This window comes from Pseudarthrobacter sp. H2 (assembly GCF_050157045.1).
Lineage (GTDB): Bacteria > Actinomycetota > Actinomycetes > Actinomycetales > Micrococcaceae > Arthrobacter.
This window is the reverse complement of record NZ_CP189594.1, coordinates 4,960,496-4,986,695: the sequence shown is the minus strand read 5'-3', so window position 1 is coordinate 4,986,695 and position 26,200 is coordinate 4,960,496. Positions and strand designations below refer to the sequence as shown.

General features: G+C 67.6%; 27 protein-coding genes. 12 read left to right on the top strand and 15 right to left on the bottom strand.

Annotated elements, in window-relative coordinates; translation table 11 throughout:
• Positions 1 to 151 precede the first annotated feature (151 nt).
• On the top strand, positions 152 to 631 hold the full coding sequence (gene bcp / locus ACQCSZ_RS23105) for a thioredoxin-dependent thiol peroxidase (RefSeq protein WP_427005916.1): 480 nt from the start codon (positions 152 to 154) through the stop codon (positions 629 to 631).
• A 72-nt stretch (positions 632 to 703) separates the two neighbouring features.
• Here bcp and ACQCSZ_RS23100 read toward each other — a convergent pair whose 3' ends face one another.
• The 3 genes from ACQCSZ_RS23100 to ACQCSZ_RS23090 all read right to left on the bottom strand — a co-directional run bounded on the left by ACQCSZ_RS23100 (position 704) and on the right by ACQCSZ_RS23090 (position 3,766).
• Entirely contained in the window at positions 704 to 1,579 is an 876-nt protein-coding gene (locus tag ACQCSZ_RS23100; RefSeq protein WP_427005915.1) for a class I SAM-dependent methyltransferase, read from the bottom strand.
• 103 nt (positions 1,580 to 1,682) lie between these two features.
• On the bottom strand, positions 1,683 to 3,062 hold the full coding sequence (locus ACQCSZ_RS23095) for an ATP-binding protein (RefSeq protein ID WP_427005914.1): 1,380 nt from the start codon (positions 3,060 to 3,062) through the stop codon (positions 1,683 to 1,685).
• A gap of 23 nt (positions 3,063 to 3,085) precedes the next feature.
• The gene (locus ACQCSZ_RS23090; RefSeq protein ID WP_427005913.1) at positions 3,086 to 3,766 is read right to left on the bottom strand and encodes a response regulator transcription factor; all 681 of its coding nucleotides are present in this window, start codon (positions 3,764 to 3,766) and stop codon (positions 3,086 to 3,088) included.
• A 134-nt stretch (positions 3,767 to 3,900) separates the two neighbouring features.
• On the opposite strand from ACQCSZ_RS23090, the gene ACQCSZ_RS23085 reads away from it, so the two are divergent.
• The 4 genes from ACQCSZ_RS23085 to purM all read left to right on the top strand — a co-directional run bounded on the left by ACQCSZ_RS23085 (position 3,901) and on the right by purM (position 7,706).
• Positions 3,901 to 4,383 carry a hypothetical protein gene (locus ACQCSZ_RS23085; protein ID WP_427005912.1) on the top strand — a complete coding sequence of 161 codons (483 nt, stop codon included), beginning with the start codon at positions 3,901 to 3,903 and terminating at the stop codon, positions 4,381 to 4,383.
• A gap of 72 nt (positions 4,384 to 4,455) precedes the next feature.
• Positions 4,456 to 4,767 (top strand): hypothetical protein, encoded by a 312-nt coding sequence (locus tag ACQCSZ_RS23080; protein WP_427005911.1) that lies wholly within the window; start codon positions 4,456 to 4,458, stop codon positions 4,765 to 4,767.
• A gap of 66 nt (positions 4,768 to 4,833) precedes the next feature.
• Entirely contained in the window at positions 4,834 to 6,525 is a 1,692-nt protein-coding gene (gene purF, locus ACQCSZ_RS23075) for an amidophosphoribosyltransferase (RefSeq protein WP_427005910.1), read from the top strand.
• 23 nt (positions 6,526 to 6,548) lie between these two features.
• Entirely contained in the window at positions 6,549 to 7,706 is a 1,158-nt protein-coding gene (purM, locus tag ACQCSZ_RS23070; protein ID WP_427008432.1) for a phosphoribosylformylglycinamidine cyclo-ligase, read from the top strand.
• A gap of 73 nt (positions 7,707 to 7,779) precedes the next feature.
• Here purM and ACQCSZ_RS23065 read toward each other — a convergent pair whose 3' ends face one another.
• The 3 genes from ACQCSZ_RS23065 to ACQCSZ_RS23055 form a co-directional block, all read right to left on the bottom strand.
• Positions 7,780 to 8,574: a VOC family protein gene (locus ACQCSZ_RS23065; protein WP_427005909.1), complete on the bottom strand. Its 795-nt coding sequence runs from the start codon at positions 8,572 to 8,574 to the stop codon at positions 7,780 to 7,782.
• Positions 8,571 to 9,365 carry a VOC family protein gene (locus tag ACQCSZ_RS23060; RefSeq protein ID WP_427005908.1) on the bottom strand — a complete coding sequence of 265 codons (795 nt, stop codon included), beginning with the start codon at positions 9,363 to 9,365 and terminating at the stop codon, positions 8,571 to 8,573. The genes ACQCSZ_RS23065 and ACQCSZ_RS23060 overlap by 4 nt, the downstream gene beginning before the upstream one ends.
• Before the next feature lie 295 nt (positions 9,366 to 9,660).
• Positions 9,661 to 9,894, bottom strand: coding sequence for a DUF3073 domain-containing protein (locus tag ACQCSZ_RS23055; RefSeq protein ID WP_211882627.1), 234 nt, complete (start codon positions 9,892 to 9,894; stop codon positions 9,661 to 9,663).
• A gap of 459 nt (positions 9,895 to 10,353) precedes the next feature.
• Here ACQCSZ_RS23055 and ACQCSZ_RS23050 point away from each other — a divergent pair, with 459 nt between their 5' ends.
• Complete coding sequence (locus tag ACQCSZ_RS23050) at positions 10,354 to 11,013, top strand: septum formation family protein (RefSeq protein ID WP_427005907.1); 660 nt, start codon at positions 10,354 to 10,356, stop codon at positions 11,011 to 11,013.
• A 60-nt stretch (positions 11,014 to 11,073) separates the two neighbouring features.
• Here ACQCSZ_RS23050 and clpB read toward each other — a convergent pair whose 3' ends face one another.
• Positions 11,074 to 13,743, bottom strand: a complete 2,670-nt coding sequence (clpB, locus tag ACQCSZ_RS23045; protein ID WP_427005906.1) for an ATP-dependent chaperone ClpB — start codon at positions 13,741 to 13,743, stop codon at positions 11,074 to 11,076.
• 462 nt (positions 13,744 to 14,205) lie between these two features.
• Between clpB and ACQCSZ_RS23040 the strand changes: the two genes are divergently transcribed.
• Positions 14,206 to 14,697: a carboxymuconolactone decarboxylase family protein gene (locus ACQCSZ_RS23040; protein ID WP_427005905.1), complete on the top strand. Its 492-nt coding sequence runs from the start codon at positions 14,206 to 14,208 to the stop codon at positions 14,695 to 14,697.
• 25 nt (positions 14,698 to 14,722) lie between these two features.
• On the opposite strand, the gene ACQCSZ_RS23035 is transcribed toward ACQCSZ_RS23040, so the two are convergent.
• From ACQCSZ_RS23035 to ACQCSZ_RS23020, 4 genes are all read right to left on the bottom strand, one after another.
• The gene (locus ACQCSZ_RS23035; protein WP_427005904.1) at positions 14,723 to 15,784 is read right to left on the bottom strand and encodes a sulfate/molybdate ABC transporter ATP-binding protein; all 1,062 of its coding nucleotides are present in this window, start codon (positions 15,782 to 15,784) and stop codon (positions 14,723 to 14,725) included.
• A complete protein-coding gene (locus ACQCSZ_RS23030; protein ID WP_427005903.1) occupies positions 15,781 to 16,566 on the bottom strand; it encodes an ABC transporter permease in 786 nt (261 codons plus the stop codon). Before ACQCSZ_RS23030 ends, ACQCSZ_RS23035 begins: the two co-directional genes overlap by 4 nt.
• A gap of 97 nt (positions 16,567 to 16,663) precedes the next feature.
• Positions 16,664 to 17,488, bottom strand: coding sequence for a molybdate ABC transporter substrate-binding protein (gene modA, locus ACQCSZ_RS23025; protein ID WP_427005902.1), 825 nt, complete (start codon positions 17,486 to 17,488; stop codon positions 16,664 to 16,666).
• Positions 17,485 to 17,895, bottom strand: coding sequence for a TOBE domain-containing protein (locus ACQCSZ_RS23020; protein ID WP_427005901.1), 411 nt, complete (start codon positions 17,893 to 17,895; stop codon positions 17,485 to 17,487). Before ACQCSZ_RS23020 ends, modA begins: the two co-directional genes overlap by 4 nt.
• 124 nt (positions 17,896 to 18,019) lie before the next feature.
• Between ACQCSZ_RS23020 and ACQCSZ_RS23015 the strand changes: the two genes are divergently transcribed.
• Positions 18,020 to 18,889, top strand: coding sequence for a DUF4031 domain-containing protein (locus ACQCSZ_RS23015; protein ID WP_427005900.1), 870 nt, complete (start codon positions 18,020 to 18,022; stop codon positions 18,887 to 18,889).
• A 40-nt stretch (positions 18,890 to 18,929) separates the two neighbouring features.
• Here ACQCSZ_RS23015 and ACQCSZ_RS23010 read toward each other — a convergent pair whose 3' ends face one another.
• From ACQCSZ_RS23010 to ACQCSZ_RS23000, 3 genes are all read right to left on the bottom strand, one after another.
• On the bottom strand, positions 18,930 to 19,403 hold the full coding sequence (locus tag ACQCSZ_RS23010; RefSeq protein ID WP_427005899.1) for an SRPBCC family protein: 474 nt from the start codon (positions 19,401 to 19,403) through the stop codon (positions 18,930 to 18,932).
• Between the two features lie 11 nt (positions 19,404 to 19,414).
• Positions 19,415 to 19,822 (bottom strand): YccF domain-containing protein, encoded by a 408-nt coding sequence (locus ACQCSZ_RS23005; RefSeq protein ID WP_427005898.1) that lies wholly within the window; start codon positions 19,820 to 19,822, stop codon positions 19,415 to 19,417.
• A 77-nt stretch (positions 19,823 to 19,899) separates the two neighbouring features.
• Complete coding sequence (locus ACQCSZ_RS23000; RefSeq protein ID WP_427005897.1) at positions 19,900 to 20,451, bottom strand: YceI family protein; 552 nt, start codon at positions 20,449 to 20,451, stop codon at positions 19,900 to 19,902.
• Positions 20,452 to 20,903: 452 nt separating this feature from the next.
• On the opposite strand from ACQCSZ_RS23000, the gene ACQCSZ_RS22995 reads away from it, so the two are divergent.
• Positions 20,904 to 21,791, top strand: a complete 888-nt coding sequence (locus ACQCSZ_RS22995; RefSeq protein ID WP_427008431.1) for a metallophosphoesterase — start codon at positions 20,904 to 20,906, stop codon at positions 21,789 to 21,791.
• A gap of 78 nt (positions 21,792 to 21,869) precedes the next feature.
• Here ACQCSZ_RS22995 and ACQCSZ_RS22990 read toward each other — a convergent pair whose 3' ends face one another.
• Positions 21,870 to 22,928, bottom strand: coding sequence for a glycoside hydrolase family 16 protein (locus ACQCSZ_RS22990; protein WP_427005896.1), 1,059 nt, complete (start codon positions 22,926 to 22,928; stop codon positions 21,870 to 21,872).
• 233 nt (positions 22,929 to 23,161) lie between these two features.
• On the opposite strand from ACQCSZ_RS22990, the gene ACQCSZ_RS22985 reads away from it, so the two are divergent.
• The 3 genes from ACQCSZ_RS22985 to ACQCSZ_RS22975 all read left to right on the top strand — a co-directional run bounded on the left by ACQCSZ_RS22985 (position 23,162) and on the right by ACQCSZ_RS22975 (position 26,190).
• Positions 23,162 to 24,022 (top strand): glycosyltransferase family 2 protein, encoded by an 861-nt coding sequence (locus tag ACQCSZ_RS22985; protein ID WP_427008430.1) that lies wholly within the window; start codon positions 23,162 to 23,164, stop codon positions 24,020 to 24,022.
• A 1-nt stretch (position 24,023) separates the two neighbouring features.
• Positions 24,024 to 25,022: a glycosyltransferase family 2 protein gene (locus tag ACQCSZ_RS22980; RefSeq protein ID WP_427005895.1), complete on the top strand. Its 999-nt coding sequence runs from the start codon at positions 24,024 to 24,026 to the stop codon at positions 25,020 to 25,022.
• Positions 25,023 to 25,089: 67 nt separating this feature from the next.
• Positions 25,090 to 26,190, top strand: a complete 1,101-nt coding sequence (locus ACQCSZ_RS22975) for a hypothetical protein (RefSeq protein ID WP_211879886.1) — start codon at positions 25,090 to 25,092, stop codon at positions 26,188 to 26,190.
• The last annotated feature ends 10 nt before the right edge of the window (positions 26,191 to 26,200 follow it).

Below are 26,200 nucleotides of genomic sequence, written 5' to 3'. Positions count from 1 at the left end.
GCAATCATGACTTGTCCGCAGCGGAGCCACCGGTTCGTTCCCGGGCTCCGGGTCCGCGCGAGAGGCCGGTGGAATACAGCATCTGGTGGAACTGTTGTTCATCACAGACCCAGGTAACCAGTCCGCTTTTCTACTCGATCAAAGGAATCCCATGAACACCAATCTCACGGTCAAGCTCCAGCCCGGAACCCAGGCTCCGGACTTCGCCCTGCCGGACGCGGAGGGCAAGCAGATCGCGCTGGCCGATTACCGCGGCCGGAACGTCATCGTGTACTTCTACCCGAAGGCCGCGACGACGGGCTGCACCACCGAGGCCTGCGATTTCCGCGACAACCTGGCCTCCCTGCAGGGTTCCGGCTACGAGGTCCTGGGCATCTCCCCCGACGGCCCGGAAGCCCTGGCCCACTTCACCGGTGACTTCGCACTGACCTTCCCCCTCCTCTCCGACGAGGACCACGCCGTGGCCCTCGCCTACGGCGCCTGGGGCGAAAAGCTGGTCAACGGCGAAATCACCGAGGGACTCGTCCGCTCCACCGTGGTGCTCGACCCCGAGGGCAACGTAACGCTGGCGCAATACCAGGTGACCGCCCAGGGCCATGTGGCGGCGCTGAAGGGAGAGCTGGGCCTCTAACCCCGACGCTCCCCCACCTTCCGCACGCACCAACCCGGCGCTCCCTCACCTGATGTGAGGGAGCGCCGGCCGTTAGACGTCGAATCGTGAGGGGGCGCCGGCCGCCCGGGTCCCCGCCACGATGGTGGCCGTGGACCGGAGCCGGATGGCGCCGTCGTGCTCGTAGCGGTCCAGCAGCTGGAACACGTCCGAGCGGATCAGTTCCCGGGCAGCCGTATCCGCCTGGGCAAGGCCCGCAGTTACGGTGGCAGCGATCTCCGTCATGAACTCCCAGTAGCTCTCCGGCGAATTCCGCACCAGTTCTGTGCTGACTTTCCGCTCCGTCACGTCGAGGAGTCCTGCATTCTGGAAGACCCGGCTCATGAATCCCAGGGCGGCGCAACGGAACAGCCCGGGTGCGCCTTGTGCCGGCAAAGGCAACTCCGTGTGCCGCGCGATCGTGCCCAGGACGAGGCTCGCCCAGGGGTTTTCCGCGGCCCGGCTCCAGACTGCGGCGCTGATCCGGGCCCCAGGCCTGGCCGTACGGACCATTTCCGCCAGGGCAGCAGACATATCCGGAAAGTACATGAAGCCGAAGCGGCACAGGACCGCGTCAAAAGTGCCGTCGCCGAACGGCAGGGCGGCGGCGTCGCTGACCGTGGTGTGCACGTTCCGCAGACCCCGCGCCGCTGCCTTCTCACCCGCCACGCGGAGCATGCCCTCCGAAATGTCGGTGAGGGTCACGCTGCCCTCGGGGACGAGGCCGGCCGCGGTGAGACCGGGCTCGCCCGTGCCGGCCGCGACGTCGAGCACGGAGGAGTCGGGCCGGAGCCGGGCCTCCGTGATCAGGGCATCCCCGAACGGTGCATGCCAGCCCAACACCTCAGCGTCCCATTTCTTCCAGCCGGCCGAGAACTGATCCCAGACAGTCCGTTGCTGGTCCCGGATATGGTCCGCTGCGGGCGACATGGCGGTTCCTTAGCTCGTCAGTACCTGGGCCTCCCCCACCCCTAGTGTGCTCCCGCCGACCAATCGCGGCAAACAGAAATTTGCGGGGGTTTCGGGCGGGATTTCACGCTGAATTGAACGTCACGCAGGCGTCCAGGCCGGTGGCACCGGTTCCCGGTGCGGGTGCCCTGGGCGCCAGTGAGGCTTCGGCGCCGCTGGCCTCGGCAAGCTGTTGGACGATGGACAGGCCCAGCCCGCTGCCCTCGCTGTCCGTCCGGCCCCGCCAGAACCGGCTGAACGCCCGCTGGCAGTCCGCCAGGGACAAGCCCGGACCCTCATCCAGGATGTGCAGTTCGATCGTGCCGGGCTGTTGCCCGCGGGACACCACCAGCATGATGTGCGATCCGGGCGGAGCGACGGCGAGGGCGTTGTCGATCAGGTTGTCGATGATCTGCTCCGCCGCCCCCGGCAGGACCATGATGGGCGCCTCCGGCGGGGCGTCCAGGCTGATCCGGACCCCGGTTTCTTCGGCGAGCGCCTCCCATTGCTCCTTGCGGGTCAGCGCGACGTCGGCGAGGTCCGTCGCGACCGGGAGAACGGTCTGGCCTTCGGCCCGGCTCAGCAGCAGCAGGCCGTCGATGATCCGTTGCAGCCGGTAGGTCTCTTCGAGGGACGCCGCCACCATGGTCCGGCCGGCTTCCGGGTCAGCCGGCATGGCCTGGACCGCGTTCTCGAGCCCGAGGCGCAGCCCCGTCAGCGGGGTGCGGAGCTGGTGGGAGGCGTCGGAGGCGAACCTCCGTTGTTGCTCGAGCAGGTGCTCCGTCCGGGCTGCCATCCGGTTGAACGAAACCGCCAGGGTCCTCAGCTCCGGCGGACCCACGCCTTCCTCGGTGCGGGTGCCGAGATTGCCCTCAGCAAAGAGTTCCGTGGCCCTCCGCAGCCGCTTGAGCCTGCTGGTCACGGCGCCGGCCATGAAGTATGCCACGACGCCGGCAAGCAGCACCGTAGTGCCTGCCACGGTCCAGATGGTCCGCAGCTGGCCGTTCACCTGGTCGGACACGACAGACGCCGGGTAGGTCAGCCGGACGGCGCCGGAAATCGTGTCACCGCTGAGCACCGGCACCGCGACGTACAGCAGGTCCAGGCCCAATGTCTGGGAGTACCGCTGGCCGGTGTTGATCTGACCGGTCAACGCCGCGGCGATTTCCGGCCGTGAAGTGTACGGGGATCCGGTGGCTGACTGATCATCATCCGAGGTGGCAACCGCTGTCCCCGCGGCGTCCACGATCACCACGCGGGCGCCGCTCGCCTCCCGGTAGCGTCGCACAGCCGTGGCCACGTCCCCGGGCATGGCGCCGCCGGTTTTCAGGGCATCCCCGGTCCGGCCGGCCATCAGAAAGGCATCGCGTTCCAGCGATGTGGTCAGGCGGTCACGCTCCACGCGGACCAGGTAGCTGCCCAGCGGAATGTCCTGTACCAGCACCACGAGCAAGGTGATGAGCATGAAGGCCCCAATCAACCGCCATCTCATCCGGGAATGCCCAGCCTGAAGCCGACACCCCGGACGGCCTCGATCCAGCGCGGATCACCGAGCTTCTTCCGGATCGCCGCCACATGGGCATCCACCGTCTTGGTGGTCCCGTACCAGTCGCTGTCCCACACGGCGCGAAGGATTTCACGCCGCTGGAACACCGCGCCGGGATCTTCGGCCAGATAGTAGAGGAGTTCGAACTCCTTTGCCGTCAGACGTACCTCGACGCCGTCGAGGACCACCCGCCGCGACCGCTGGTCTATGCTCAGGCCGCCGAGGTTCCGGTTGAAGGCGTCCGGCTGTCCGTCCGGGACCCGCTCGTCCGTGCGGCGGGCGACGGCCCGGATCCTGGCGATGAGCTCCCGCATGCCGAAGGGCTTGACCAGATAGTCGTCGGCACCGAGTTCCAGGGCCAGCACGCGGTCGATCTCCTCGTCCCGGGCGCTGACAACGATGATCGGGGTTGCGGTCAGCGCACGGACGGCCCGGCACACGTCAGTTCCGTCCATATCCGGCAGCCCGAGGTCCAGGAGCACAAAATCCGGGCAGGAGTCCCTGACGGTGTCCAGGGCATGGCCGCCCGTGGCAACATGGCTGGCCGCAAAACCGGCCCTGGTCAAACCTTCCACGACGCCGGCGGCTACTGACTCGTCATCCTCCACTACCAGGATCTGCATACCCCTGATTATGTTCCCGGCTTGCCAAAAAAACTGGTACCGGCCGTTTTTTGGGCGGATTGCGTCAACATTCTTGGACAACTCTTGGATTTTCGCGGGGCCGATCTTGTCCCTGGGATTCCTAGAGTTGAGCCATGAAAACAAAAACAGCCCTGGTCCTGGCAACGGCAGGAGCCCTCCTGACCGGCTCCGCCGCGCTCGCCGCGAATACCCTGACCCTGAACAGCTCACCGGCCGGGAACACCGTCCCCGCGAACGGGGTCCTGCTCCCGCAGAATTCCACCACCGCCGAGCCGGTGATCTCCGATTTCCCGTCGCCGGCGTCTGCCAAGGACCCTGCCGCCACGTCCCGTGCCGAGGCGCCCAGCAAGACCGACAGCGCCTCAGACAAGGCGGGCGCTCCCGACAGCGCCTCCAACACGCCAAGCCCGCCCCGCACGGCCGACGACACGCCACATTCCGAGGATGTCCGCCATTCCGGCACCGACGATGCCGCCGTCTCCCGTCCCGTGGCGCCCGCGCCGGCACCGGAGCCTGCCCGTTCCGTCGAACCCGGCGATGACCACGGAGGCGGCGCATCCGAGCCCGGCCACAAGCACTCCGGCAAAGACGACTGAGCAATCCACCCAGGCGGGCGCCCTGGCGGCACCTGCGCGTAGCCGCCGCGGGCGGGCAGTAGGCTTAACGGCATGTCTTCCCCAGAAACTCCGGCGCCCGAGCGGCGCGAGGTGACCGTGCGCCGGGCACCGAAGTACGTGCCGTTCCTGATCCTGGGCGCGCTGGTGGGCATTGCCGTGGCGGCCTTCATCGCCTTCGGAATTCCGGGAGATGAAAACTGGGACCCCAGCGCCGTCTTCGGCTTCTTCCTGGTCCTCTGCGGCGCAGGCGGCGCCGTCCTCGGCGCCATCGCCGCACTCGTGCTGGACCGCCTGAGCGTCCGCCGGGCCGAGCGCGCCGTCGTCGAGTCCGTCCCCGAGTCCGACGGCGACGACCTCCCCTGAGCGGGGCGGCAGGTCATAAAACGGCCGCCGGAAAAGTCATAGCGCATCCCGTGAGATAATCAACCAGTGGCACGCGGCGATGGAAAACTTTCTCATGATCTTCTCCCTGGCGAAAAAGGCCCCCGGGACGCTTGCGGCGTCTTCGGGGTCTGGGCACCAGGTGAAGAAGTAGCAAAACTAACCTATTACGGGCTGTATGCACTGCAGCACCGTGGTCAGGAGTCGGCTGGCATAGCAACCAGTGACGGCACCCGGATCAACGTCTACAAGGACATGGGGCTCGTCTCCCAGGTCTTCGACGAGACGACCCTGAACACCCTGACCGGGCACCTGGCCGTCGGCCACTGCCGCTACTCCACTACCGGCGCCAGCCACTGGGCCAACGCCCAGCCGACTCTGGGCGCGACCGCCACGGGGACTGTGGCCCTGGCCCACAACGGCAACCTGACCAACACGGCCGAGCTCAAGGCCATGATCATGGACCGCAACGCCGGCCAGCTCAGCGGCGAGATGAAGCAGGGCAACACCTCGGACACCGCCCTGGTCACGGCACTCCTGGAGGGCGAAGAGGGTAAGTCCCTTGAGCAGACGGCCATGGAGCTGCTGCCCAAGATCAAGGGCGGCTTCTGTTTCGTCTTCATGGACGAAGGCACCCTCTACGCGGCCCGCGACACCTACGGCATCCGCCCGCTCTGCCTGGGCCGGCTGGACCGCGGCTGGGTTGTCGCCTCCGAACAGTCCGCCCTGGCCACCGTCGGCGCCAGCTTCATCCGCGAGATCGAACCCGGCGAATTCATCGCCATCGACGAGGACGGCGTCCGCTCCCAGCGCTTCGCCGAGGCCACGCCGGCCGGCTGCGTCTTCGAATACGTCTACCTGGCCCGCCCGGACGCCTCCATCGCGGGCCGCTCGGTCTACGAGTCCCGCGTGGAGATGGGCCGCCAACTGGCCCGCGAAAACATCCAGGAAGCGGACATCGTCATTCCGGTCCCGGAATCCGGCACCCCCGCGGCTGTCGGCTACGCCGAGGAATCCGGCATCCCGTTCGCGCACGGCTTCGTCAAGAACTCCTACGTTGGCCGCACCTTCATCCAGCCCTCGCAGACGCTGCGCCAGCTGGGTATCCGACTCAAGCTCAACGCGCTGGAATCCGTGATCCGCGGCAAGCGGGTTGTGGTGGTGGATGACTCGATCGTCCGCGGCAACACGCAGCGCGCCATCGTCCGGATGCTCCGGGAAGCCGGCGCCGCCAGCGTCCACATCAAGATTTCCTCCCCGCCGGTCAAGTGGCCGTGCTTCTACGGCATCGACTTCGCCTCCCGGGCGGAGCTGATTGCCAACGGCGCCACCGTCGAAGAGATCACCCAGGCCATTGGCGCCGATTCCCTGGCCTACATTTCCGAAGACGGCATGATCGGCGCCACCCAGCAGCCGCGCGAACGCCTTTGCACCGCCTGCTTCACCGGAAAGTACCCGATCGAGCTGCCGGGCGCCGACAAGCTGGGCAAGAACCTGCTGGAACGCACGGACCTCGGCGGCCTCCCGGCCGCCGGAGATGCCGCCCTCGGCGCCGCAGCGTCGGAATCCGCCGCCGAAGCCGCCGCCGGTATCAGCACCGATGAGGATCCGGCCGAGAAAGCCGGGGCCACCGGCTGCGATCCGGGACCGGACGCCGAGTTCGAAGAACTACTCACGGATGCTGATCGCGTCAACCCCGCTGATCGTTCAATCGTTGCCGACAAGAAAGAGCCCGTATGACTTCCGCCTCCCCGTCCGCGGACATGAGCGCCGCCATGAACGCCGCCCAGAATGCCGCCGGCATCACCTACGCCTCGGCCGGCGTCGACGTCGAAGCGGGGGACCGCGCCGTCGAACTCATGAAGGACGCCGTCAAGGCCACGCACAATTCCTCGGTGATCGGCGGGGTCGGCGGCTTCGCCGGCCTCTACGACGTCTCCCGGCTGCTGACCTACAAGCGCCCGCTGCTGGCCACCTCCACCGACGGCGTCGGCACCAAGGTGGCCATCGCGCAGGCGATGGACATCCACGACACCATCGGCTTCGACCTGGTGGGGATGGTCGTCGATGACATCGTCGTGGTGGGCGCCGAGCCGCTGTACATGACCGATTACATCGCGTGCGGCAAGGTTGTCCCGGAGCGCATCGCGGACATTGTCCGTGGCATCGCGGCCGCCTGCTCCGTGGCCGGCACCGCCCTGGTGGGCGGCGAAACCGCCGAGCACCCGGGCCTGCTGGGTGAGAACGAGTACGACGTCGCCGGTGCCGCCACCGGTGTGGTCGAAGCCGACTCGCTGCTGGGCCCGGACCGGGTCCGCGCCGGTGACGTGGTGATCGGCATGGCCTCCTCCGGCCTGCACTCCAACGGCTATTCCCTGGTCCGCCGCGTGATCAACCATGCCGGCTGGGCGCTGGACCGCCAGGTCTCCGAACTGGGCCGCACCCTGGGCGAGGAACTGCTCGAGCCCACCCGCGTGTACGCCGCGGACTGCCTGGACCTCGCCCGCACCTTCCCGGTCAGCGGCTCCGCAGCCGGGCAGGCCGTGCACGGCTTCAGCCACGTCACCGGCGGCGGCCTCGCCGCCAACCTGGCCCGCGTCCTGCCGCAGGGCCTGCTGGCCACCGTGGACCGCGCCACCTGGGAGCTGCCGGCCATCTTCAAGCTGGTCGCCGAGCTGGGCAACGTCCCGCTGGCCGACCTCGAGCGCACCCTGAACCTCGGCGTGGGCATGGTCGCGATCGTCTCCGCGGAGGCCGCCGACGCCGCGGTGAACCGCCTCAACGACCGCGGCCTGCCGTCCTGGATCATGGGCACCGTGGAGGAGAATTCGGACTCGGTCCTCAAGACCGGCCCGGATTACGTCCAGGGCGCCAAGGGCGTCGACGGCGGCGCCGTCCGCCTGGTCAACGCCTACGCCTGACCCCCTTTCCCATCGAGTGCTCCGCAACCGCCGTTTTGAGAGCTGAAAACGGCAGTTGCGGAGCACTCGCCGCTTAAACCTGCACGAGGCTGAAAACACCGCCCTGCGGATCCTGCAGGGTGGCGATGATGCCGGCCTCCTCGCCGTCCTCCGGACTGTCCTCAGGTTCCACGAGGACGACGGCGCCTGCGGCCGCCGCCGTGGCCACCGCGGCCGCGACGTCCGAGACGCCGAAGTACACCTGCCACTCGGCCTCGCGGGTTCCCTCCTCATCCGCCGGCAACGGGGCGATCCCGGCCACCTCCGCGCCGTTGGCGATGAGCGTCGTGTACGTGCCGCCGTCATCCTGCGGGTATTCGGTCACCTCATGTCCGAACAGCTGCTGGAAGAACCCGACGGCGGCCTGCGGCTCCGGCGTGACCAGCTCGGCCCAGGCAAGGGCGCCGGGCTCGTTGCTCCGGGCGGTCCCGAAGTGCGTGCCGGCCTGCCACACGCCGGTGGTTCCTCCGCCGGGTGCCGCGAGGAAGACCATGACGCCGGTGTCAGCCACCGCCTCCGGCCCGGACTGCACCTCGCCGCCCGCATGCGGGGCTTCCTCGGCAACGGCCCCGGCGTCGTCCGCCGCAAAGTAGATGTTCCACTGCGCCGTGGCCCTGGACGCCTCCTGCTGCGGGTTCTGCGGGGCGATGACCGTGACGAGGTCATTGTCCAGGAAGGCCTTGGCGTAGCTCCGCCCGTCAGGGGTCGGCAGATCCTCGTAACGCCATCCAAAGACCCCGGCGTAGAAGGACTTCGCGGCCTCGACGTCCTGTGTCTGCAGGTCCGCCCAGCAGACCTCGCCCGTTCTGTAGCCCGTGCGGCCGGTCACGGCGTGCCGGACGATTCGCCGGCCATGAGGCTGAAGGCCGCTCCGTTCGGGTCCGCGAGCACGGCCAGCCGGCCCACTCCGGGGACGTCGAAGGCGGGGGCATGGACCGCTGCGCCGAGCTCCTGCGCCCGTGCCACGGCTTGGTCCACATCCTCAACCTTGAAGTAGGTCATCCAGAACGCAGGCACTCCCTCCATGGGCTGCCTCATGGCGCCGGCAACGGGCTGTCCGTCCACCAGGAAGGTGGTGTATTCGACCAGGTCGCCGGCGGGGCCCGTTTCCGTGGTGCAGCCGGTGACTGCCTGGTAAAAAGGAACTGCCCGGGAGACGTCGTCGGTCTGCAGCTCGCTCCAAGCCATGGCGCCGGGTTCGTCAGCCAGACCAGAGCCGATGTGGGTGCCGGCCTGCCAGAAACCGATCTCGGCGCCGGTGGGATCGGACGCGAAAAACATCCGCCCGGCGCCGTTCGGAACGTCATCCACGGGAAACAGCAGCGTTCCGCCGGCCTTCGTGGCCCGGACGGCTGCCTCATCGGCGTCATCCACCGCGAGGTAGTTCTCCCAATGGGACGGCACCCCGGCCGCCGCCATGTCCGGCATCTGCTGCATCATTCCGGCCACATAGCGGCCCTGGAGCCTGGCCATGTAGTACGTCATGTCCGGCCCGGCAGGCATGGCGTCCAGCTCCCAGCCGAACAGCTGCGAGTAGAACGTTTTGGCCGCCTCGATATCAGTCGCAGAAAGATCCACCCAGCACGGCGTCCCCTGCTTATAGCTTTCAACCTGTGGCATAAAGAATCATTCCCCTTCGGACCTTCGATGAACCCGCCGGCAAGCCGCCCACGAACAACCTAGTACGGGGCCCTGACCCTGACAACAGCCCTGGCGCCCGGGCGTTATGGTGCCGGTTGTGGCGCCGGCTTTGGTGTCGAGGGCCGCCGGCAACAGAAAAGGCCCGCGGGACACACCGCTAACGGCGTGCCCGACGGGCCTGATACCTGGAGTCAGCACCGACGGTGCTGTAAAAAGAGACGGTGCTGTAAAAAGAAGATCCGGGGTGCCGCGCTGCAGCTTCGGCGGGCGGCAACTAACCTATCCGACGGGAATCCACCTCGTCGTCGTCTTCTTCCAAATCGTCCGCGTACTTATCCACGTAGGCTGAATAGTCCGGCTCGACCGGGTCATCCGCGAAGTGGCTCGTGGCACGGCCGCCCGGGCCCGTGAGCTCGCGCTGAAGTGCCGAATAGTCAGTGTTCGGGGAGTAGTACTTGATATCCCGAGCCTGCTTGGTAGCTTTTGCCTTTTGACGGCCGCGCCCCATGGCGTGACCCCCTTTGTACTCGGACCGGAGGTGGTCACCTTGGCGATCGGTGAGGCCCCGGAATGTTTGGTCAATTTGTCGTACACCTAGATTACATGCTTTCGGGCCCGACTGCTCGCCGGCGCCGCCCTTGTGGACCGTGTGGCGCGTCCGGCGGCCCCGGCCGGGGCCCCGCGGCATGCGGCCCGGAAGGCTTCTTCGGTAGAGTTCCGTAGTGGACTCCCGGAAAAAGGCCATGGCGCCGGGCCTCCAGTCGCGGCAAAGACGCACGGAAGTGGTGAATTCTCAGTGACCGAAGAGAACGCAAGGCACGGCGATGCCGGGCTGCCTGAGGCTCCTCCCGCCGGTGAGCCGCGCGGACAATCAGGGCCCGGTATCCCACCGCGGCCCTCAACACCGCCGACGTCCGCGACGCCGGTCGTGCCGCCTGCCGCGCGGTCAACGCCCGTCCGCCCTTCCATGCCGCCGGCCAGCAGGGAAGACACCCGGACTTTCTTCACCTACTCCCGCCGCCGGACAACGGCCGGAACCGCCGCGTCCGGCGCCAGCAGGCTGGTCTCGGCGCGCGCCGCCCAGGTGGGCGGCTGGCTCCGGCGGCAGGGCCTGCCGAGGGTCGGCGCCGGCGTGGCCGGGCTCCTTGTCCTCGGCGTCCTGGCCTGGTGGCTGGCATCCTCGTTCGGGGGCGGCTCCAGCCCCTCCGCCGGGAACAGCTCCCCCGCTCCCGCCGCAGCGTCGTCGGCTCCCGCCAGCCGCGGCCCGTTGCCGCTGGAGGGCGTCAATGCCCTGGATTTCCGGCTGGGCGACTGCTTCAAGGACTTCGATCCCGAAGCCCCGCAGTCCACCGTTGTGGCCTGCGAAACCGGCCATTCTGCCCAGCTGATCGCCGTCGAGACGTATCCGGCTGAGGACGCCTATCCTGGCCGCGACCCGCTCAAGCAGAAAGCCCTGGACGCCTGCAAGGCGGCGCCGCTCACGGACAAGCGAGCCGACTACGTCCTGAGCTACAAGCTTGCCTACCCGAGTGCCACCAGCTGGGACAAGGGCGACCGCCGGGTGGACTGCTTCGTCACCGCGGACACCGGCAACGCCATCATGCAGTCCCTGCTCCCCCAGCCGTAAGCCGGCAGCCGGGCCGTAAACCGGCAGCCGGGCGGGGAACCGGCTGCCGGGGCAGCCCCGCTAGTCCCTGCGCCGCACCGAGAGACCGCCGCTGGTGGCCGCACCGCCGTCGGGCCAGCCCGAAGCCAGCGCGCCGCCCCCGGTGAGTTCCTCTAGGTCCGGGGCGGTGTCCACCAGCACGGTGTCACCGTCCGTGATCTCGCCGGCGAGGATGGCCTTGGCCAGCCGGTCCCCGATCTCGCGCTGCACCAGCCGGCGCAGCGGACGGGCGCCGTAGGCCGGATCGAAGCCGGTCACCGCCAGCCAGGCACGGGCGCCGTCGGTGACTTCCAGGTTGAGGCGGCGGCCCTTCAGCCGCTCCCCCAGCTCCTTGACCTGCAGTTCCACGATCCGGGACAATTCCTCGACGGTCAGCGGATCAAAGAGCACCACTTCGTCCAGCCGGTTCAGGAACTCGGGTTTGAAGGCCGCGTGCACCGCCGCCATCACGGCGTTCCGCTTGGCCGTGGCATCCAGGGCCTGGTCCACGAGGAACTGGCTGCCCAGGTTCGAGGTCAGCACCAGGATCACGTTGCGGAAGTCCACGGTGCGGCCCTGGCCGTCGGTGAGACGGCCGTCGTCGAGCACCTGCAGGAGGATGTCGAACACCTCCGGGTGCGCCTTCTCCACTTCATCGAGCAACAGCACGGAGTAGGGACGACGGCGGACGGCTTCGGTCAGCTGGCCGCCTTCCTCGTAGCCGACGTAGCCAGGGGGCGCCCCGACCAGGCGGGCCACCGTGTGCTTCTCCGAGTATTCGGACATGTCGATCCGCACCATGGCGCGTTCGTCGTCGAAGAGGAAGTCCGCGAGGGACTTGGCGAGCTCGGTCTTGCCGACGCCGGTGGGGCCCAGGAACAGGAAGGAGCCGGTGGGCCGGTTGGGGTCGCTGATGCCCGCCCGGGCGCGGCGCACGGCGTCGGAGACGGCGGTGACGGCTTTCTGCTGGCCGATCAGCCGCTCGCCCAGCACGTGTTCCATCTCGAGCAGCTTCTGGCTTTCGCCCTGCAGCATGCGCCCGGCCGGGATCCCGGTCCAGGCGGAAATCACCTCGGCGATGTCATCCGCGGTGACTTCGTCGGCCACCATGAGCTCCTGCTTTGAACCCCCGCCTGCCACGCGGGCGGACTCCGCCTCGGCGGCGGCGCTCAGTTCCCGTTCGAGAGCGGGGATCTCGCCGTAGAGGATTCTGGACGCCGTCTCGAGGTCACCCTCGCGTTCGGCCTTTTCCTCTATCGAACGCAGCTCATCAAGCCTCGCCCGGAGGTCGCCCGCCCGGTTCAACCCGGCCTTCTCGGCCTCCCAGCGGGCGTTCAGGGCCGCGAGCTCTTCCTTCCTGTCCGCCATGTCCGCGCGGAGGGCGGCAAGGCGTTCCACGGACGCGGCGTCCTTCTCATTGGCAAGGGCAAGCTCCTCCATGGTCAGCCGGTCCACCGACCGGCGCAGCTGGTCAATCTCCTCCGGGGCGGAATCGATCTCCATCCGCAGCCGGGAAGCGGCCTCGTCCACGAGGTCGATCGCCTTGTCCGGCAGCTGGCGGCCGGAGATGTAGCGGTTGGAGAGCGTGGCGGCGGCGACGAGGGCGGAGTCTGAAATGGAGACCTTGTGGTGCGCCTCGTAGCGTTCCTTGAGGCCGCGCAGGATGCCGATGGTGTCATCCACGCTCGGCTCGCCGACAAAGACCTGCTGGAACCGGCGTTCCAGGGCCGGATCCTTCTCGATGTTTTCCCGGTACTCATCCAGCGTGGTGGCACCGATCAGGCGGAGTTCGCCGCGGGCCAGCATGGGTTTGAGCATGTTGCCGGCGTCCATGGAGCTGTCCCCGGTGGCGCCGGCGCCCACCACAGTGTGGATCTCGTCGATAAACGTGACGATCTGCCCTTCGGAGCCCTTGATCTCCTCCAGCACCGCCTTGAGCCGCTCCTCGAACTCGCCGCGGTACTTGGCGCCGGCCACCATGGACGCGAGGTCCAGGGCGATCAGGGTCTTGCCGCGCAGGCTCTCGGGCACGTCGCCGGCCACGATCCGCTGGGCCAGGCCTTCCACGACGGCGGTCTTGCCGACGCCGGGCTCGCCGATGATGACCGGGTTGTTCTTCGTGCGGCGGCTCAGGACCTGGATGATGCGGCGGATTTCGGCGTCGCGCCCGATCACCGGATCCAGCTTGCCCGAGCGGGCAATGGCGGTGAGGTCGGTGCCGTACTTCTCCAGGGCCTGGAAGGTGTTTTCCGGGTCCGCAGTGTTGACCTTTCGGTCGCCGCGGACGCCGGGCAGGGCCGCGAGCAGCGCCTCGTGGGACGCGCCGGCGTCGCGCATCAGCTTTCCCGCCGCATCGCTCCCCGCGGCGAGTCCCAGCAGCAGGTGTTCGGTGGAGACGTAGGAGTCCCCGAGCCGGTCGGCCTCGGCCTGCGCAGCCTTGATGGCCAGGAGCGCGGTGCGGGACAGTTGGGCCTGCTGCACTGAAGTGCCTGAGGTGGACGGGAGCGCCTTGATGGCGGCGCTGGCCTGGACACTGACCGCATCCGGGTCTGTTCCGGTGGCGCGGAGCAGCGCGACGGCGACGCCCTCCCGCTGGTCCATGAGGGCCTTGAGCAGGTGGGCAGGTTCCACCTGGGGATTTCCCGCCGTCGAGGCGTTCATGGCTGCTGCCGCAAGAGCCTCCTGGCTCTTGGTGGTGAATTTGGCGTCCAAAGAGAGCTCCTTCCGGATTGACTGCTGTTAAAGTTGAGTCTATCCCGCTCAGGTTTTGGTGGACTCCCCTTGGATCCAAGTTGCGCACGGCGAAACGCCTGTCCAGCCTTGGTGTCTTGCCGGACGCCCGAGCCCCCGCACCCTGGACCCGCCCCTGGCCCCGCACCTGGACCCGCGCCAACCCCGCTCTGGACCCGCGGACATGCCCTCCGCTGGCCCGCGCGACCGGACATAACCCCACTATGCCCAGTGGCTGAGCCCAGGAATGGGCATGTCCCCCGGCGCGCGGGAGCGGGAATGGGCATGTCCCCCGGCGGATGATGGCCGCCCGGCGATTCGGTGGCCGGCTCCCCCAAGGAACCGGCCACCGAACCGTGGCTCTTTTGCATCTGAAGCTTGTCATATCCTTGACTGATCTGTCACGTCGCGCGTCAAGGGCGGGCGGTGGGTATTCTGGGCAGCATGGACGAGACGGCGGCACCGCAGAACCCCATCACCCGGAGTGTTTTCCTGGACAAGGAAAATCCGGCGGTATGGAAGGCACTGAACGGACTGAAGCTTAAAGCCCGGGAGGCCGCCGAGGAGGCTGGACTCGACCGGACACTGACGGAACTGCTGAATATCCGCATCTCCCAGATCAACGGCTGCGCCTACTGCCTGGACGTGCACGTCAGTGATGCGCTGGACAACGGCGAATCGACACAACGGCTTGCCGTGCTGCCTGCCTGGCGCGAAACCACGTTGTTCACCGCGAAGGAACGTGCGGCTCTCGCCCTGGCCGAGGCCGTCACCAACGTCAGCGATTTCGCTGCCCGCGAGCGGGACAGCGGCTACGCCCGGCATCACCTCACGGTCGAGGAATTTTCCGTCATCAGCTGGCTGGCGATCACGATGAATGCCTTCAACCGGCTCTCCATCGTCAGCGAACACCCCGTCCGGCGCCGGCAGCCGTAACTGCAGCCTGGAGCCGCCGCCCCGGCTACGCCGGGTAGATGGACACCGCGGCAGCCTTGACCACGAAATACACGCCCAGGCCCGGCACCAGGCCGAGGTCCCCGGAAGCTGCCGGTGTGACATCGGCGGACAGTTCCCCGGCCCGGATCCGGATCTGGTCGCCGTGCGACTCCAGGTCCGTGATGGTCACCGGAAACGAGTTCCGCGGGCTGCCGTGCGCCTCGCCGAGGAAAACGGACACCGCCGACGGCGGGAAGGCGGCCACCCCGGCCTGCCCGGGGATGAGCGGGACGTCATGCCGTCCGGCGAACTCCAGGCCCTCCGCGGAGCGGATCCCGGTCGCGGTCACGGAGCCTGTGACCAGGTTCAGCCCGGCCAGGCCGGCGGCGAAGCTGCTGCGCGGCCGCCGGAGCACCTCGCGGGTGGGGCCTTCCTCGGTGATCCGGCCATCCTCCATCACGATCACCCGGTCCGCGAGCATGTACGCGTCCAGCACGTCGTGCGTGACGATGATGGCCCTGCGGCCGGCCAGGACCCGCTTCAGCAGCCGGCGCAGCAGCGGGGCGGCGTGGATGTCCAGGGCGGCCATCGGCTCGTCCAGCAGCAGCACGTCGGGACCGGCTGCCAGCGCCCTCGCCACCGCCACGCGCTGGGCCTGTCCGCCGGAGAGTTCCCCGGGGCGCCGGGAGGCAAGGTCTTCGGCGTCGACCTCGGCCAGCCAGCGCAGGGCGGTCTCCCGGGCCGCCCGCTTGGGCACCCCGGCACTGCGCGGCCCGAAGGCCACGTTCTCGAGCGCGCTCAGGTGCGGGAACAGCAGCGGTTCCTGGGCCAGGAGGGCTGTGCCCCTGCGGTGCGGGGCGGTCCAGCCGGCCGTCCCGTTCCTGCTGGCTGACGGCAGGTCGAACAGGATCCGGCCGTCCACTTCCGCCCTGCCCGTATCGGGGCGCAGCAGGCCCGCGACCACAGCAAGCAGAGTCGATTTTCCGGCGCCGTTGGGCCCCAGGACGGCGATCGTCTCGCCGTCCCCCAGCCCCAGGGACACCTCGAAGCCGCGGGCGGCGACGGCGGCGTCGATCCTGAACGTCATGCGCCAGTCCCCGGCCGGGCGCTGGCCCGGATCCCGGCAGGCGCCGGACGCCGGTAGGAGAGCCCGACGACGGTCACCGCCACCGCCACCAGCAGCAGGGAGAGCGCGACGGCGGCGTCGGCGTCGGTCTCGCGCTGCAGGTAGATCTCCAGCGGCAGCGTGCGCGTGACCCCCTGCAGGCTGCCCGCGAAGGTGAGGGTGGCGCCGAATTCGCCGAGGCTCCGGGCGAAGGACAGCACGGTCCCGGAGGCGAGGCCGGGCAGGACCAGCGGCACCGTGACCCGGCGCAGCACCGTGGTGGGGCGCGCGCCGAGGGTTGCCGCCACGGCCTCATACCGGCTCCCGGCCGAGCGCAGGGCACCTTCGAGGCTCACCACCAGGAACGGAAGGGCCACGAAGGTCTGGGCGAGCACCACCGCCGTCGTCGAGAACGCGATCTGGATCCCGGCCACTTCCAGGCTCCGGCCCAGCAGGCCCTGCCGGCCGAAGGTGTACAGCAGGGCGATGCCGCCCACCACCGGCGGCAGGACCAGCGGCAGCAGCACGAAGGAGCGCAGCAGGGACTGCCCGCGGAAGCGCCCGCGGGCGAGCACCAGCGCCAGCGGCACGCCCAGCAGCACGCACAGGAGGGTGCTCGCCGCGGCCGTGCGAAGGCTCAGCCCGAGCGCGGTGAGGGACGCCTCGGAGGTCACCAGCGGGAGGAACAGCGGCCAGTTGACCTTGGCCACCATGGCCGCCAGCGGCAGCAGGACGAACAGCGCGCCGGCGGCCGCCATCGCCATGATCCAGACTGGAATCCCGCTGTACTGGTGGCCCGACGTGCTGCCTGTTCTTTTCCCTGTGCCGTTTCCCCGGCGTCGTGACGGACTCATCCGCCGCCTACGGTGCGCCGAAGCCGGCGTCGAGGAGGACTTTCCGGCCCTCGCTGCCAGTCACCGCGGCGATGAAGGCGGCGGAGAGGTCCTTGTTCCTGCCGGTCCGCACGGCGGCGATCGGGTAGGTGTTGACGGCCTGGGCCGACTCGGGGAACGGGATTCCCCTGACCTTGTCCCCGGCGGTCCTGACGTCAGTGACATAGACCAGTCCGGCGTCGGCTTCACCCGAGGTGACCTTGCCCAGGACATCGGTGACGGAGGATTCCTCGCTGACCGGCTGCAGGGTGATGCCGCTTGCCTTCTGGACCGTCCGGGCCGCGGCGCCGCAGGGCACCTGGCTCGCGCAGATGACGACCTTCACTCTCGGTCTGGCGAGGTCCGCAAACGAGCCGATCGAGGCGGGATTTGCCGGCGGCACGGCGATGGTCAGGACGTTGGTGGCGAAGTCCCGGGGCGATCCTTCGATGAGCGACGCGTCGGAGAGCTTGGCCATGTTCTTCGTATCGGCCGAGGCGAACACATCCGCCGGGGCCCCCTGGGTGAGCTGGGTAACCAGATCGGAGGAACCGGCGAAGCTGAGCGTGACCCTGGTTCCCGGGTTCCTGGCCTCGAAGTCGCCGGCCAGCCTGGTGAAGGTGGCCTTGAGGGACGCCGCCGCGAAGACCGTGATGCTCCCGGAGAGTCCCGGCGTCTCGGACCCGCCCGCTGCGGCGGCGGCGGAACTGCCGGAGGCGGCGGGGGTGCCCGATGCGGCGGGGGTGCCGGATGCACAGCCGACGAGGCCGGCGGCCAACGCACCCGCGAGAAGGAAGGCCGGTGAAAATTTCATAGGATGCTCTTGCCTTTCGGCGTTTCGATGATGACGGTGGTGGCCTTGACGACGGCGGTGGCAACAGATCCGAGCTCCAGCCCCAGGTCCCGCACGGCCTCGCTGCTCATCAGCGACACGACCCGGAACGGCCCGCACTGCAGTTCCACCTGCGCCATGACGGTGTCCGCGGTGATGGCGGTGACCAGCCCGACGAAGCGGTTCCGGGCCGAGCTGCCCACTTTGGCCGGGTCATCCGGAAGCTGCGCCTGTTCCCGGGCCAGCCGCGCGAGCTCCAGCCCGTCCACGGCCAGCCGGCCGGCGTCGTCCTTAAGCGGGGTCAGGCTTCCGTTCTCGGTCCAGCGGCGGACGGTGTCATCACTGACGCCGAGGAACCGGGCGGCCTCGGAAACGCGGATATTAGGCATAGGGCCATCTTAGATCCTCAAATGCGGCGCGGGAAGCCCGTTGGTTCCGCACAGCAGGAGGACCGGAGCGGATGGGATTCCCCTGATTGGCCATGGTCCGGACCCGCCGCAGTACACTTCCTGCATGGCCGTCTACGTTGACCCGCCCCTCTGGCCTGCCCATGGCACCCACTTCTCGCACCTGATCTCGGATACCTCGATCGAGGAGCTGCACGCCTTCGCCGTGGATGCCGGCATCCCGGAACGGGCGTTCGACGGCGACCACTACGATGTTGCCGAGGCCCGGTATGGAGCACTCGTGGCGGCCGGAGCCATCCCGGTGGAGGGCAGGATCCTGGTCCGCAAGCTGATCGCCAGCGGCCTTCGGATCCCGGCACGGCGGCGCGGGGAGACGCTGAAGGTCCCGCTCCTGAACCGCTGGAACGGCGTGCTGCCGGGCCGCGACGCCCTCTTCCTGGACCTGTTGGACCGCTGGGGCGAAGAGCACCGGAAGTACCACGGCCGGACCCATCTGTTGGCGGTGCTGGAAGCCCTGGACGTGCTGACCGATCCTGCCGATCCGCCCCGCACCGTGCTGCTCGCGGCCTGGTTCCATGACGCCGTCTACCGCGGCATCGCGGGCCAGGACGAGGAAGAATCGGCCCGGCTGGCCGAGGATACGCTCGAACGGGCAGGGCTTCCCTACGCCGAGGTGGACGAGGTGGCCCGGCTGGTGCGGCTGACGGCCGACCACCGCCCCGCGCCGGAAGACGACGCCGGCGCCCTGCTCAGCGACGCCGACCTCTCGGTCCTGGGCGGGGACCCCGAGGCCTATGCCCGCTACCTGGCCGCGGTCAGGGAAGACTTCGCGCACATCGGCGACGACGACTTCGCCGCCGGGCGCGCCGCCGTCGTCCGCCAGCTCCTGCAACAAGAGCCGCTGTTCCACACAAGCCGCGGACGCGAACTGTGGCTGGCGGCTGCCCGCCGGAACCTCCAGGGCGAACTCGCTTGAGCGGGCCCGGCCCGGCGGGACGTCCCCGCCCGGGTCCGGACTAGGCTGCGACGCCCAGGTGATCGGCCAGCCGGTCGAACGACTCCCGCCAGCCGCTTCCGTGGCCGTCGCGGCTTTCCACGGACTCGAACGGCCCCTGGCTGAAAGTCATGCGGGTGCCGCCGCCGATCTCCTCCAGGCGGAATGCCGCCTCGGTCTCGGCGCCGCGGGTCCCGTCCGGCTTGTCCCAGGCATGGGTGAACACAAACAGGGTGGGCGGTTCAATGTCGGTGTGGACGCCGCCCCACCAGTGTTCCTCCCCGGTTGCGTCGTTGATCATGCAGGCCCGGTACAGGCCTCCGATCTCAGGGTCCGCGTCGACACTCCCGCGCGGGACATGGAAACCGTGCGGCCCCCACCAGTCCGGGGCCTGGTCCGGATCTGTGAGCGCGGACCAGAGGGCCGCGATGGGCACCGGGAACTCGCGGACGATGACCAGCATGAGGTCTTCGCTCTTCGTTGAATCTTCAGGCATCGTGGTCTTCCTCAACTCGCGCGGTAGGCCGTCACGAAGGGTGAGTTGCTTGGGATGATCTGTTTTCCCAGCGGCATCAGGGACACCGGGATGAGTTTGAGGTTGGCGATGGCCAGCGGGATGCCCACGATCGTGACCGCCATGGCGAACGCCGTCACGACGTGTCCAATCGCGATCCAGATGCCGGCCACCAGCAGCCAGATAACGTTCCCCAGCAGGGTGAACACGCCGGTGCCGCCGGGCCGGTCCACCACCGTCCGGCCGAAGGGCCAGAGCGCATAGGAGGCTATGCGGAACGAGGCGAGCCCCCACGGAATCGTGACGACCAGCAGGCAGCAGATGATTCCCGCCACGAAGTATCCAAGCGCCAGCCAGAGACCACCGAAGAGCAGCCAGATGAGGTTCAGAAGAGTCTTCATGGACCCATTCTCCCCCTCGAGGAGCCGATCAGTACCAGGGGCGGACCCTGCACGGCCGCTGACGACGGGAGGCGCCCCTAAGCCTGAGCCTGCTTCACCATGGCCGCTTCGACGTTGATCTTGACCTTGTCGCCCACCAGCAGGCCGCCCGCTGACAGGGCGGCGTTCCACGTCAGGTCGAAGTCCTTGCGGCTGATTTCCGCCTCCGCACTGAAGCCTGCCCGGGTCGCCCCGTAGGGGTCGACCGCGACGCCGGTGTATTCGACTTCCAGGTCCACAGGCTTCGTGATGCCGCGGATGGTGAGATCGCCCGTCAGCACGTAGTCCTCGCCCTCCCCCCGGAGCGAGGTGGCCCGGAAGGTCATCTCGGGGAACTTCTCGACGTCGAAGAAGTCAGGACCGCGGACGTGGCCGTCGCGGTTGGCGTCACTGGAATCGAAGCTGGCGGTCTTGACGGTCGCGTGCAGGGTGGCGTCGGCGAGGGAATCCCGCAAACGGGCCTCCGCGGAGGCCTCGTTGAAGCGGCCACGGACCTTGCTGATCCCCGCATGGCGGACGCTGAATCCGATTTCACTGTGGGACATGTCCAGCGTCCAGACGCCAGTGGTCAATCCTTCGGGCAGAGTCACAACGGTCTCCTTCGAGAAGCGGGGCCGAACCCGCCCGGTCATCGGGGTACTCCCCCACAGAGCATGCTAACGAGGAAGCTTGCAGCATGCTAGGGCACGGGGTTGGCCCATCCGGCCTCTGGTCTTCGACCCCTTGCCGGGTTAGTCTGGCGTATCAAACACCGAGCTTTCACATAAGCCTGATCCACCCAGTGATGTGAGGAATCGTGGCCGGATCGCCGAGTAAACGGGGCAAGCGTAATTGGGGCAGGCGCGGCAAGGTTTGCTGGGGTGCCGGCTGGCTGAGTCTGTGTATGCTGCTGGCAGCCTGCCAGCCTGGCCCGGCACCAACACCGTCCCCGGCGCCGCCGACACCCACGCAGTCGCCGGCGCCCCCGGCACCCTCGCAGCCGCCGGCACCCACCGCGGCGCCATCACCCGGGACCGCCGTACACTTCACGGCCCAAGGCGACATCGGTGTGAGCACGGGAGCCAAGAAGGTGCTGGACGTCGTGGCGGCGCTCAATCCGCAACTGAATCTCGCTCTCGGTGACTTCACCTATGAAGCGGGAATCGAGCAGAATTTCTGCGACATGGTCACCGGCGCACTGGGGGCCGAGTTCCCCTATCAGCTGATCACGGGAAACCATGAGAGCGATGGGCATGAAGGGGATATCGAGAATTTCGTCCGTTGCCTGCCGAACAAACTGCCCGGCCTTCAGGGCGAGTACGGCACGCAATGGCGCGTGGACTTCCCGGAACAAAATCCTCTCGTGCGGTTCATTATGGTTTCCCCGGGCATTGACTTCCGCGGCGGTCAACCACTCGATTACTCGAAGGACAGCGAACGCTGGCGCTGGACCATTGACGCCATCGAAGAGGCCAAATCACAAAAGATCCCCTGGACCGTGGTCGGCATGCATGTTCCCTGCCTGAGCGTAGGCAGATATGACTGCCAGGCCGGCCAGGAATTCACGAATATGTTGATCGAAAAGAAGGTCGACCTGGTTTTGTCCGGCCATGACCATGTCTACCAGCGAACGCACCAGCTGAGCCTGGGCGGACAATGCCGGGAAGTCGTCCCTGCCGCCTTTTCCGGCGGGTGCCTCGTCAACACCGATGCCAGTATGGTCCAGGGCTCGGGGACAGTCTTCGCAACCATAGGAGTGGGTGGGGTCGGGCTCTACGACGTGAACGAGGGAGACCCGGAAGCGGGCTACTTTGCCTCATGGTCCGGAAAGAACCTGAATCCCACGCTGGGGACCCTGGACGTCACCGCCACTGCGGCCGATCTTTCAGCCCGGTTCGTTCCCGCCGAGGGGTATACGTTCACCGACTCCTTCACCCTCCGGCGAAGGTAGCAGGGGCGTGCGAAGGTAGCAGGGCGTGTGGTGATCGGCGGCGAGCGCAGTGAAAGCCCAAAGATTCCCGCAGGATCCTCAGGCCGGCGTCCAAATGCTGATCCAGTCGAGGTAGACATGGCCCTGGGTCTCCGGAAGCGGGCAGCCCGTAAGGCAGGACTCTGTCTGCAGAATCAAGTGCATTGGCGTCGTGGGCGGTGCGGTCATGCTGGCGCTGATGGATTGGCCGTCAAGAAAGAACTCGACCCGTCCCGGGCTCCACTCCATAGTCGCAACGTGCCACGAGGAGTAGTACGCGGCCGATTCACCTTTGTCGAAGGTGTCGCTACCATCCGGCCTTGGGTAATGCACTGCCCCATAAATGACTCCGGCGAGGTCACCCTCGGGGAAGTCGATCTCACCGTCGCGGGGCCAGACGCCGCTGTCCGGCCACATGAGCCATGCCGTCTTGAATCCGGCCAGCGAGTCGGCCTTGAAGCGAACCGAATAGCGGCCGTACAGCAGGCTGTTGTGACGCGGCGGGTTGGCACTGGCGTTGGGAATCCTGGGCTGGGGCGCAGCCCCCATGGATATCCCGTTTTCAGAGTGCAGATACCAGTCAAGGGCACCGTCTTTGACGCTGAGGACTTTCGACGGGTAGTAGCCGGAGCGTCCGCCGCTGAGCTGCCCTGCCGTGTCTGGCGTTCCGTCCTTATAGCCCGCGCTCCAGCGCGTGCCATACAGCTCCCCGGGGAAGGCGCCAAGGGGGACATCGCCGGCGGAGAAATCTTCCTCGAAAACCTGTTTCCAGCCGGGCAGATCGCCGCTCTGTTTCAGATCCGCGGCGGCGCTCTGCGGCGACGCGGGGGACGCGGGCGAAGCGGGGCCATCGGAGGCTCCGGCGGCAGGAGGCTCGACGCCTGCCGGCTGCGCCCCGGGCGCATCGCCGCCCTGGGTCGAATCCGGCGCGGGGCTGAGCGGCACCCGCTGGTCCGCGGGGCCGGCCATCCCAACGCCGCAACCGACCAGTACCAACACGACGGGGGGAACGAGGATATGCAGGAATCTGCGCAGCAACCGGCTGCTTGTTCGGGCAGCCGTTCCTTGATCCGGTTTGCGCATGCGGCCAGTGTGGCATGGAAGGATCCGGCGGATCAACCGATTTTCGCCCGGGTGGGACGAGCGATTCGCCTTGACCTCGGCTTCCCGGCTTAGAAAGTGGAAGCTTCAATAAAACCCAAGGTTTATGCAAGGTGCCTCGCCCAGTATTTAGGTCTGGGGTATTTTCACTAAGTTGCCACAACTTATCAGCGGAAGTGACGGGTCTATTTCCCGGTTTGAGGGTCCGGGGAAGCGCTGCAGTTGGGGCGAGCAGACTACGTCATTGAGTGGTGAGGCCAGTGTCCATCCCGAATCTTAAACCAAGTGTGCGCCCCCAGTCCACGCCCCCGCCGGCAAGCCCGTCCGTCAGCGTCGTCATCCCTACCCTGAACGAGGCAATGAACTTGCCCTGGGTGCTCCGCAGGATGCCGTCCTACGTGGACGAGGTGGTGATAGTTGACGGCCGTTCCCTCGACAGCACCGTCGACGTAGCCCGGGCCCTCCGTCTGGACGTCGTGGTCGTTTCAGAACTCCGTCCCGGCAAAGGCAACGCAGTGCGCGCCGGCTTCGCTGCAGCATCCGGCGACATCATCGTCATGCTGGATGGTGACGGCAGCATGGACCCCCAGGAAATTGGCTGGTTGGTCACGCCGCTCCAGCACGAATACGATTTCGTGAAAGGCTCGCGCTACGTCACGGGCGGCGGTTCCGACGACATCACCTGGTTGCGCAGCACCGGGAACCGCATGCTCACGGCCCTGGCCAACACTGTCCTTCACAGCGACTTCTCGGATCTCTGTTACGGCTACATCGCTCTCCGCCGTGAATGCGTCGAGATCCTGGAGCTGGAGTCGGACGGCTTCGAAATCGAGACAGAACTGATCGTGAGGGCTTCCAGGGCCGGGCTTCGGATTGCCGAGGTACCCAGCCACGAACTGTGCCGCATCTCCGGCAACTCAAACCTGAACACGTTCCGGGACGGGTGGCGGGTCCTGCGGACACTTGCCCGGGAACGCGTCAGTTGGGAAGCACCCACTGCCGGAGCCCGCCCTGAAGCCCTGCGGCGCGTGAAATACAAGTACCCCAGCAAAGAGTTTCCCCATGTCCCCACGGATCCCCGAAGCATTCTGGGTTTGAGGGCGGGTGAGTAGAATGTCCCAGCCGACCGGCTTGCCCGCCGTATCCGTGGTCATCTGCTCCTACGCCGAAGAGCGCTGGGACCTGTTGATGGGCGCGCTGGACTCAGTTCGGGGCCAGACGCTTCCTCCGCAGCAGACGATCGTCGTCGTCGACTACAACATGGATCTTTACAAGAGGCTCATCTTCACCGTGCCGGACGCGGTGATAGTCGAAAACACCGGCCCCAAGGGCCTCTCCGGCGCACGCAACACCGGAGCCGGCGTCGCGACTGCCGAGATAGTGGCCTTCCTCGACGACGACGCCGAGGCAGCCCCGGATTGGCTCGAACGGCTCGCGGCGCCGTATGACGATCCGGATGTGCTCGCCGTGGGCGGCCGCGTCGCGCCGCAGTGGGAAGCCGGCCGGCCCCGCCATTTTGCCGAAGAGCTGGACTGGATTGTCGGCTGCACGTATCGGGGTATGCCCAAGGTTTCCACCGAGGTCCGGAACGTCATCGGGGCGAACATGTCATTCCGCGCCGAAGTCCTCAGCCGCGTCGGCGGCTTCAACACGGCGCTTGGCCGGCAGGATGCCATTCCGCTCGGCTGCGAGGAGACTGAGCTCTGCATCCGGGCGGTGATCGGGGCGCCGGGCTCCCGCGTCGTCTACGAACCCGCAGCCCTCGTGCACCACCATGTTCCCGTTGAACGGGGCACCTTGAAATACATGCTGTCCCGCTCCTGGTCCGAAGGAATTTCCAAGGCGCAAGTAAGCCGGGTCGTCGGCCACAAGCGGGCACTGGGCCCGGAACGGCGCTATGTCCGGCGGGTCCTGCCCCGCGCGGTGTTTTCCGGAGTGCGTGACTGGATCCGAGGCAAGGATTCCGCCGGGCTTGGTCGTGCAGGCGCGGTCATCGCCGTCCTCGCGTCCACCGCCAGCGGATACGTGCGCGGCCGCCGCCAGCCTCTCGAGCCCATGCCAGTCAAACCAAGCCCGGTAACACCGGACGACCTCTGGAGGGAAGTTCAGTGAAACGGACACGCCAACCCCATGCCCCGACGGTTGCCAGCGGCAGCCCTGATATCAGGAAGCGGCAATCATGAGCCAGTCTGAACGAGACGTCAAGCAGCCGACTGGGGCGTCTCTCGGCGCCAGCTTCGACGTCCACGGCGTCGTAGGCATCGAAGTCGAAGCCGGAACGCCTGGCGAGTCGCAACTGCGCGACATGCTCGCCCCGTTCCTAGGCGAGTCCCACGCACCAAGGCGGATCACCATCGGCGGAAACGTCTCACCGGGATCCGGCCAGTCGCACGCAGAGGACGCCTACCGTTTCACTGCGGACTCGCTCTACATCCCGGCCGACCGCGTTCAGATCATCGAGACACCGGACGGATACCGCATTGAAGGCGCCGGTGAGCTGTTGACCGCCGTGATCCCGCTGCTGGATCGGTTGTGCGTCCTGGAAGAGACGGCGATGATCCATGCGGCCGTCGTGGATTTCCGGGGTTCCGGGGTTCTCCTCCCGGCGTGGGGTGGTGTCGGCAAGACCAGCACCGTCGCCAAACTGGTCGCCATGCGCGATGTACGCTTCATGGCGGATGACTGGGCATTCATGGGGGCCGGCGGCATGCTGATGGGATATGCCAAGCCAATGTTCATCAAACCCCACCACCGGGCCATCTACCCGGACTTGTTTCGTGGAACCCGCAAGCCCCTGGCGCCGGGCTGGCTGACGAACCCTGTCGCCCATCTGGCCACGGCCGTCCACCCCGTTATTGTGCGCTACCCGAAGACCGCAGCCTTCACGAGACGCTGGTCCCCCGAACACCGGATGGTGCAACCGGACCATGTCTTCGGTTCGGAGCGGATCTCGTCGGCGGCACCGGCGCAGCTGGCAATCTTCCTCGAACGCTATGACGGGGCTGACGCCCGGCTGGAAGCCCGCAGCACGGAATGGATGACCTCCCGCATCGTTGGAAACTTCCATTCCGAACTGCCGATGGTTTCGCGTCGGCTGGTCGAAGCCCTCGGTGCCACCAGCCTGGTTCCGCTGGAGGAGCACTTCGGGCAGAAAGCCGCGGTCGTCAGGCGGGCACTGGAGGACGTGCCGTGCTGGTTGCTTCGGCTGCCGGCCTCTTGGTCCGCGGACCAAGCCTCCGACTTCATTGCCAACATGGTCCGCTCCAAGCTCGACGAGTGAGGTGAGGCCA

What these genes read in the sequence shown, in the direction of transcription:
- ACQCSZ_RS23020 (WP_427005901.1), bottom strand. Translation starts at nt 17,895, where the DNA reads ATGCCTAATATCCGCGTTTCCGAGGCCGCCCGGTTCCTCGGCGTCAGT.
- ACQCSZ_RS23060 (WP_427005908.1), bottom strand. Translation starts at nt 9,365, where the DNA reads ATGCCACAGGTTGAAAGCTATAAGCAGGGGACGCCGTGCTGGGTGGAT.
- ACQCSZ_RS23055 (WP_211882627.1), bottom strand. Translation starts at nt 9,894, where the DNA reads ATGGGGCGCGGCCGTCAAAAGGCAAAAGCTACCAAGCAGGCTCGGGAT.
- ACQCSZ_RS23040 (WP_427005905.1), top strand. Translation starts at nt 14,206, where the DNA reads ATGGACGAGACGGCGGCACCGCAGAACCCCATCACCCGGAGTGTTTTC.
- ACQCSZ_RS23080 (WP_427005911.1), top strand. Translation starts at nt 4,456, where the DNA reads ATGTCTTCCCCAGAAACTCCGGCGCCCGAGCGGCGCGAGGTGACCGTG.
- ACQCSZ_RS23095 (WP_427005914.1), bottom strand. Translation starts at nt 3,062, where the DNA reads ATGCTCATCACCTTGCTCGTGGTGCTGGTACAGGACATTCCGCTGGGC.
- ACQCSZ_RS23100 (WP_427005915.1), bottom strand. Translation starts at nt 1,579, where the DNA reads ATGTCGCCCGCAGCGGACCATATCCGGGACCAGCAACGGACTGTCTGG.
- ACQCSZ_RS23010 (WP_427005899.1), bottom strand. Translation starts at nt 19,403, where the DNA reads ATGCCTGAAGATTCAACGAAGAGCGAAGACCTCATGCTGGTCATCGTC.
- purM (WP_427008432.1), top strand. Translation starts at nt 6,549, where the DNA reads ATGAGCGCCGCCATGAACGCCGCCCAGAATGCCGCCGGCATCACCTAC.
- ACQCSZ_RS22975 (WP_211879886.1), top strand. Translation starts at nt 25,090, where the DNA reads ATGAGCCAGTCTGAACGAGACGTCAAGCAGCCGACTGGGGCGTCTCTC.
- ACQCSZ_RS22980 (WP_427005895.1), top strand. Translation starts at nt 24,024, where the DNA reads ATGTCCCAGCCGACCGGCTTGCCCGCCGTATCCGTGGTCATCTGCTCC.
- ACQCSZ_RS23090 (WP_427005913.1), bottom strand. Translation starts at nt 3,766, where the DNA reads ATGCAGATCCTGGTAGTGGAGGATGACGAGTCAGTAGCCGCCGGCGTC.
- ACQCSZ_RS23035 (WP_427005904.1), bottom strand. Translation starts at nt 15,784, where the DNA reads ATGACGTTCAGGATCGACGCCGCCGTCGCCGCCCGCGGCTTCGAGGTG.
- ACQCSZ_RS23050 (WP_427005907.1), top strand. Translation starts at nt 10,354, where the DNA reads ATGCCGCCGGCCAGCAGGGAAGACACCCGGACTTTCTTCACCTACTCC.
- bcp (WP_427005916.1), top strand. Translation starts at nt 152, where the DNA reads ATGAACACCAATCTCACGGTCAAGCTCCAGCCCGGAACCCAGGCTCCG.
- ACQCSZ_RS23030 (WP_427005903.1), bottom strand. Translation starts at nt 16,566, where the DNA reads ATGGCGATGGCGGCCGCCGGCGCGCTGTTCGTCCTGCTGCCGCTGGCG.
- ACQCSZ_RS23085 (WP_427005912.1), top strand. Translation starts at nt 3,901, where the DNA reads ATGAAAACAAAAACAGCCCTGGTCCTGGCAACGGCAGGAGCCCTCCTG.
- ACQCSZ_RS23015 (WP_427005900.1), top strand. Translation starts at nt 18,020, where the DNA reads ATGGCCGTCTACGTTGACCCGCCCCTCTGGCCTGCCCATGGCACCCAC.
- modA (WP_427005902.1), bottom strand. Translation starts at nt 17,488, where the DNA reads ATGAAATTTTCACCGGCCTTCCTTCTCGCGGGTGCGTTGGCCGCCGGC.
- ACQCSZ_RS23005 (WP_427005898.1), bottom strand. Translation starts at nt 19,822, where the DNA reads ATGAAGACTCTTCTGAACCTCATCTGGCTGCTCTTCGGTGGTCTCTGG.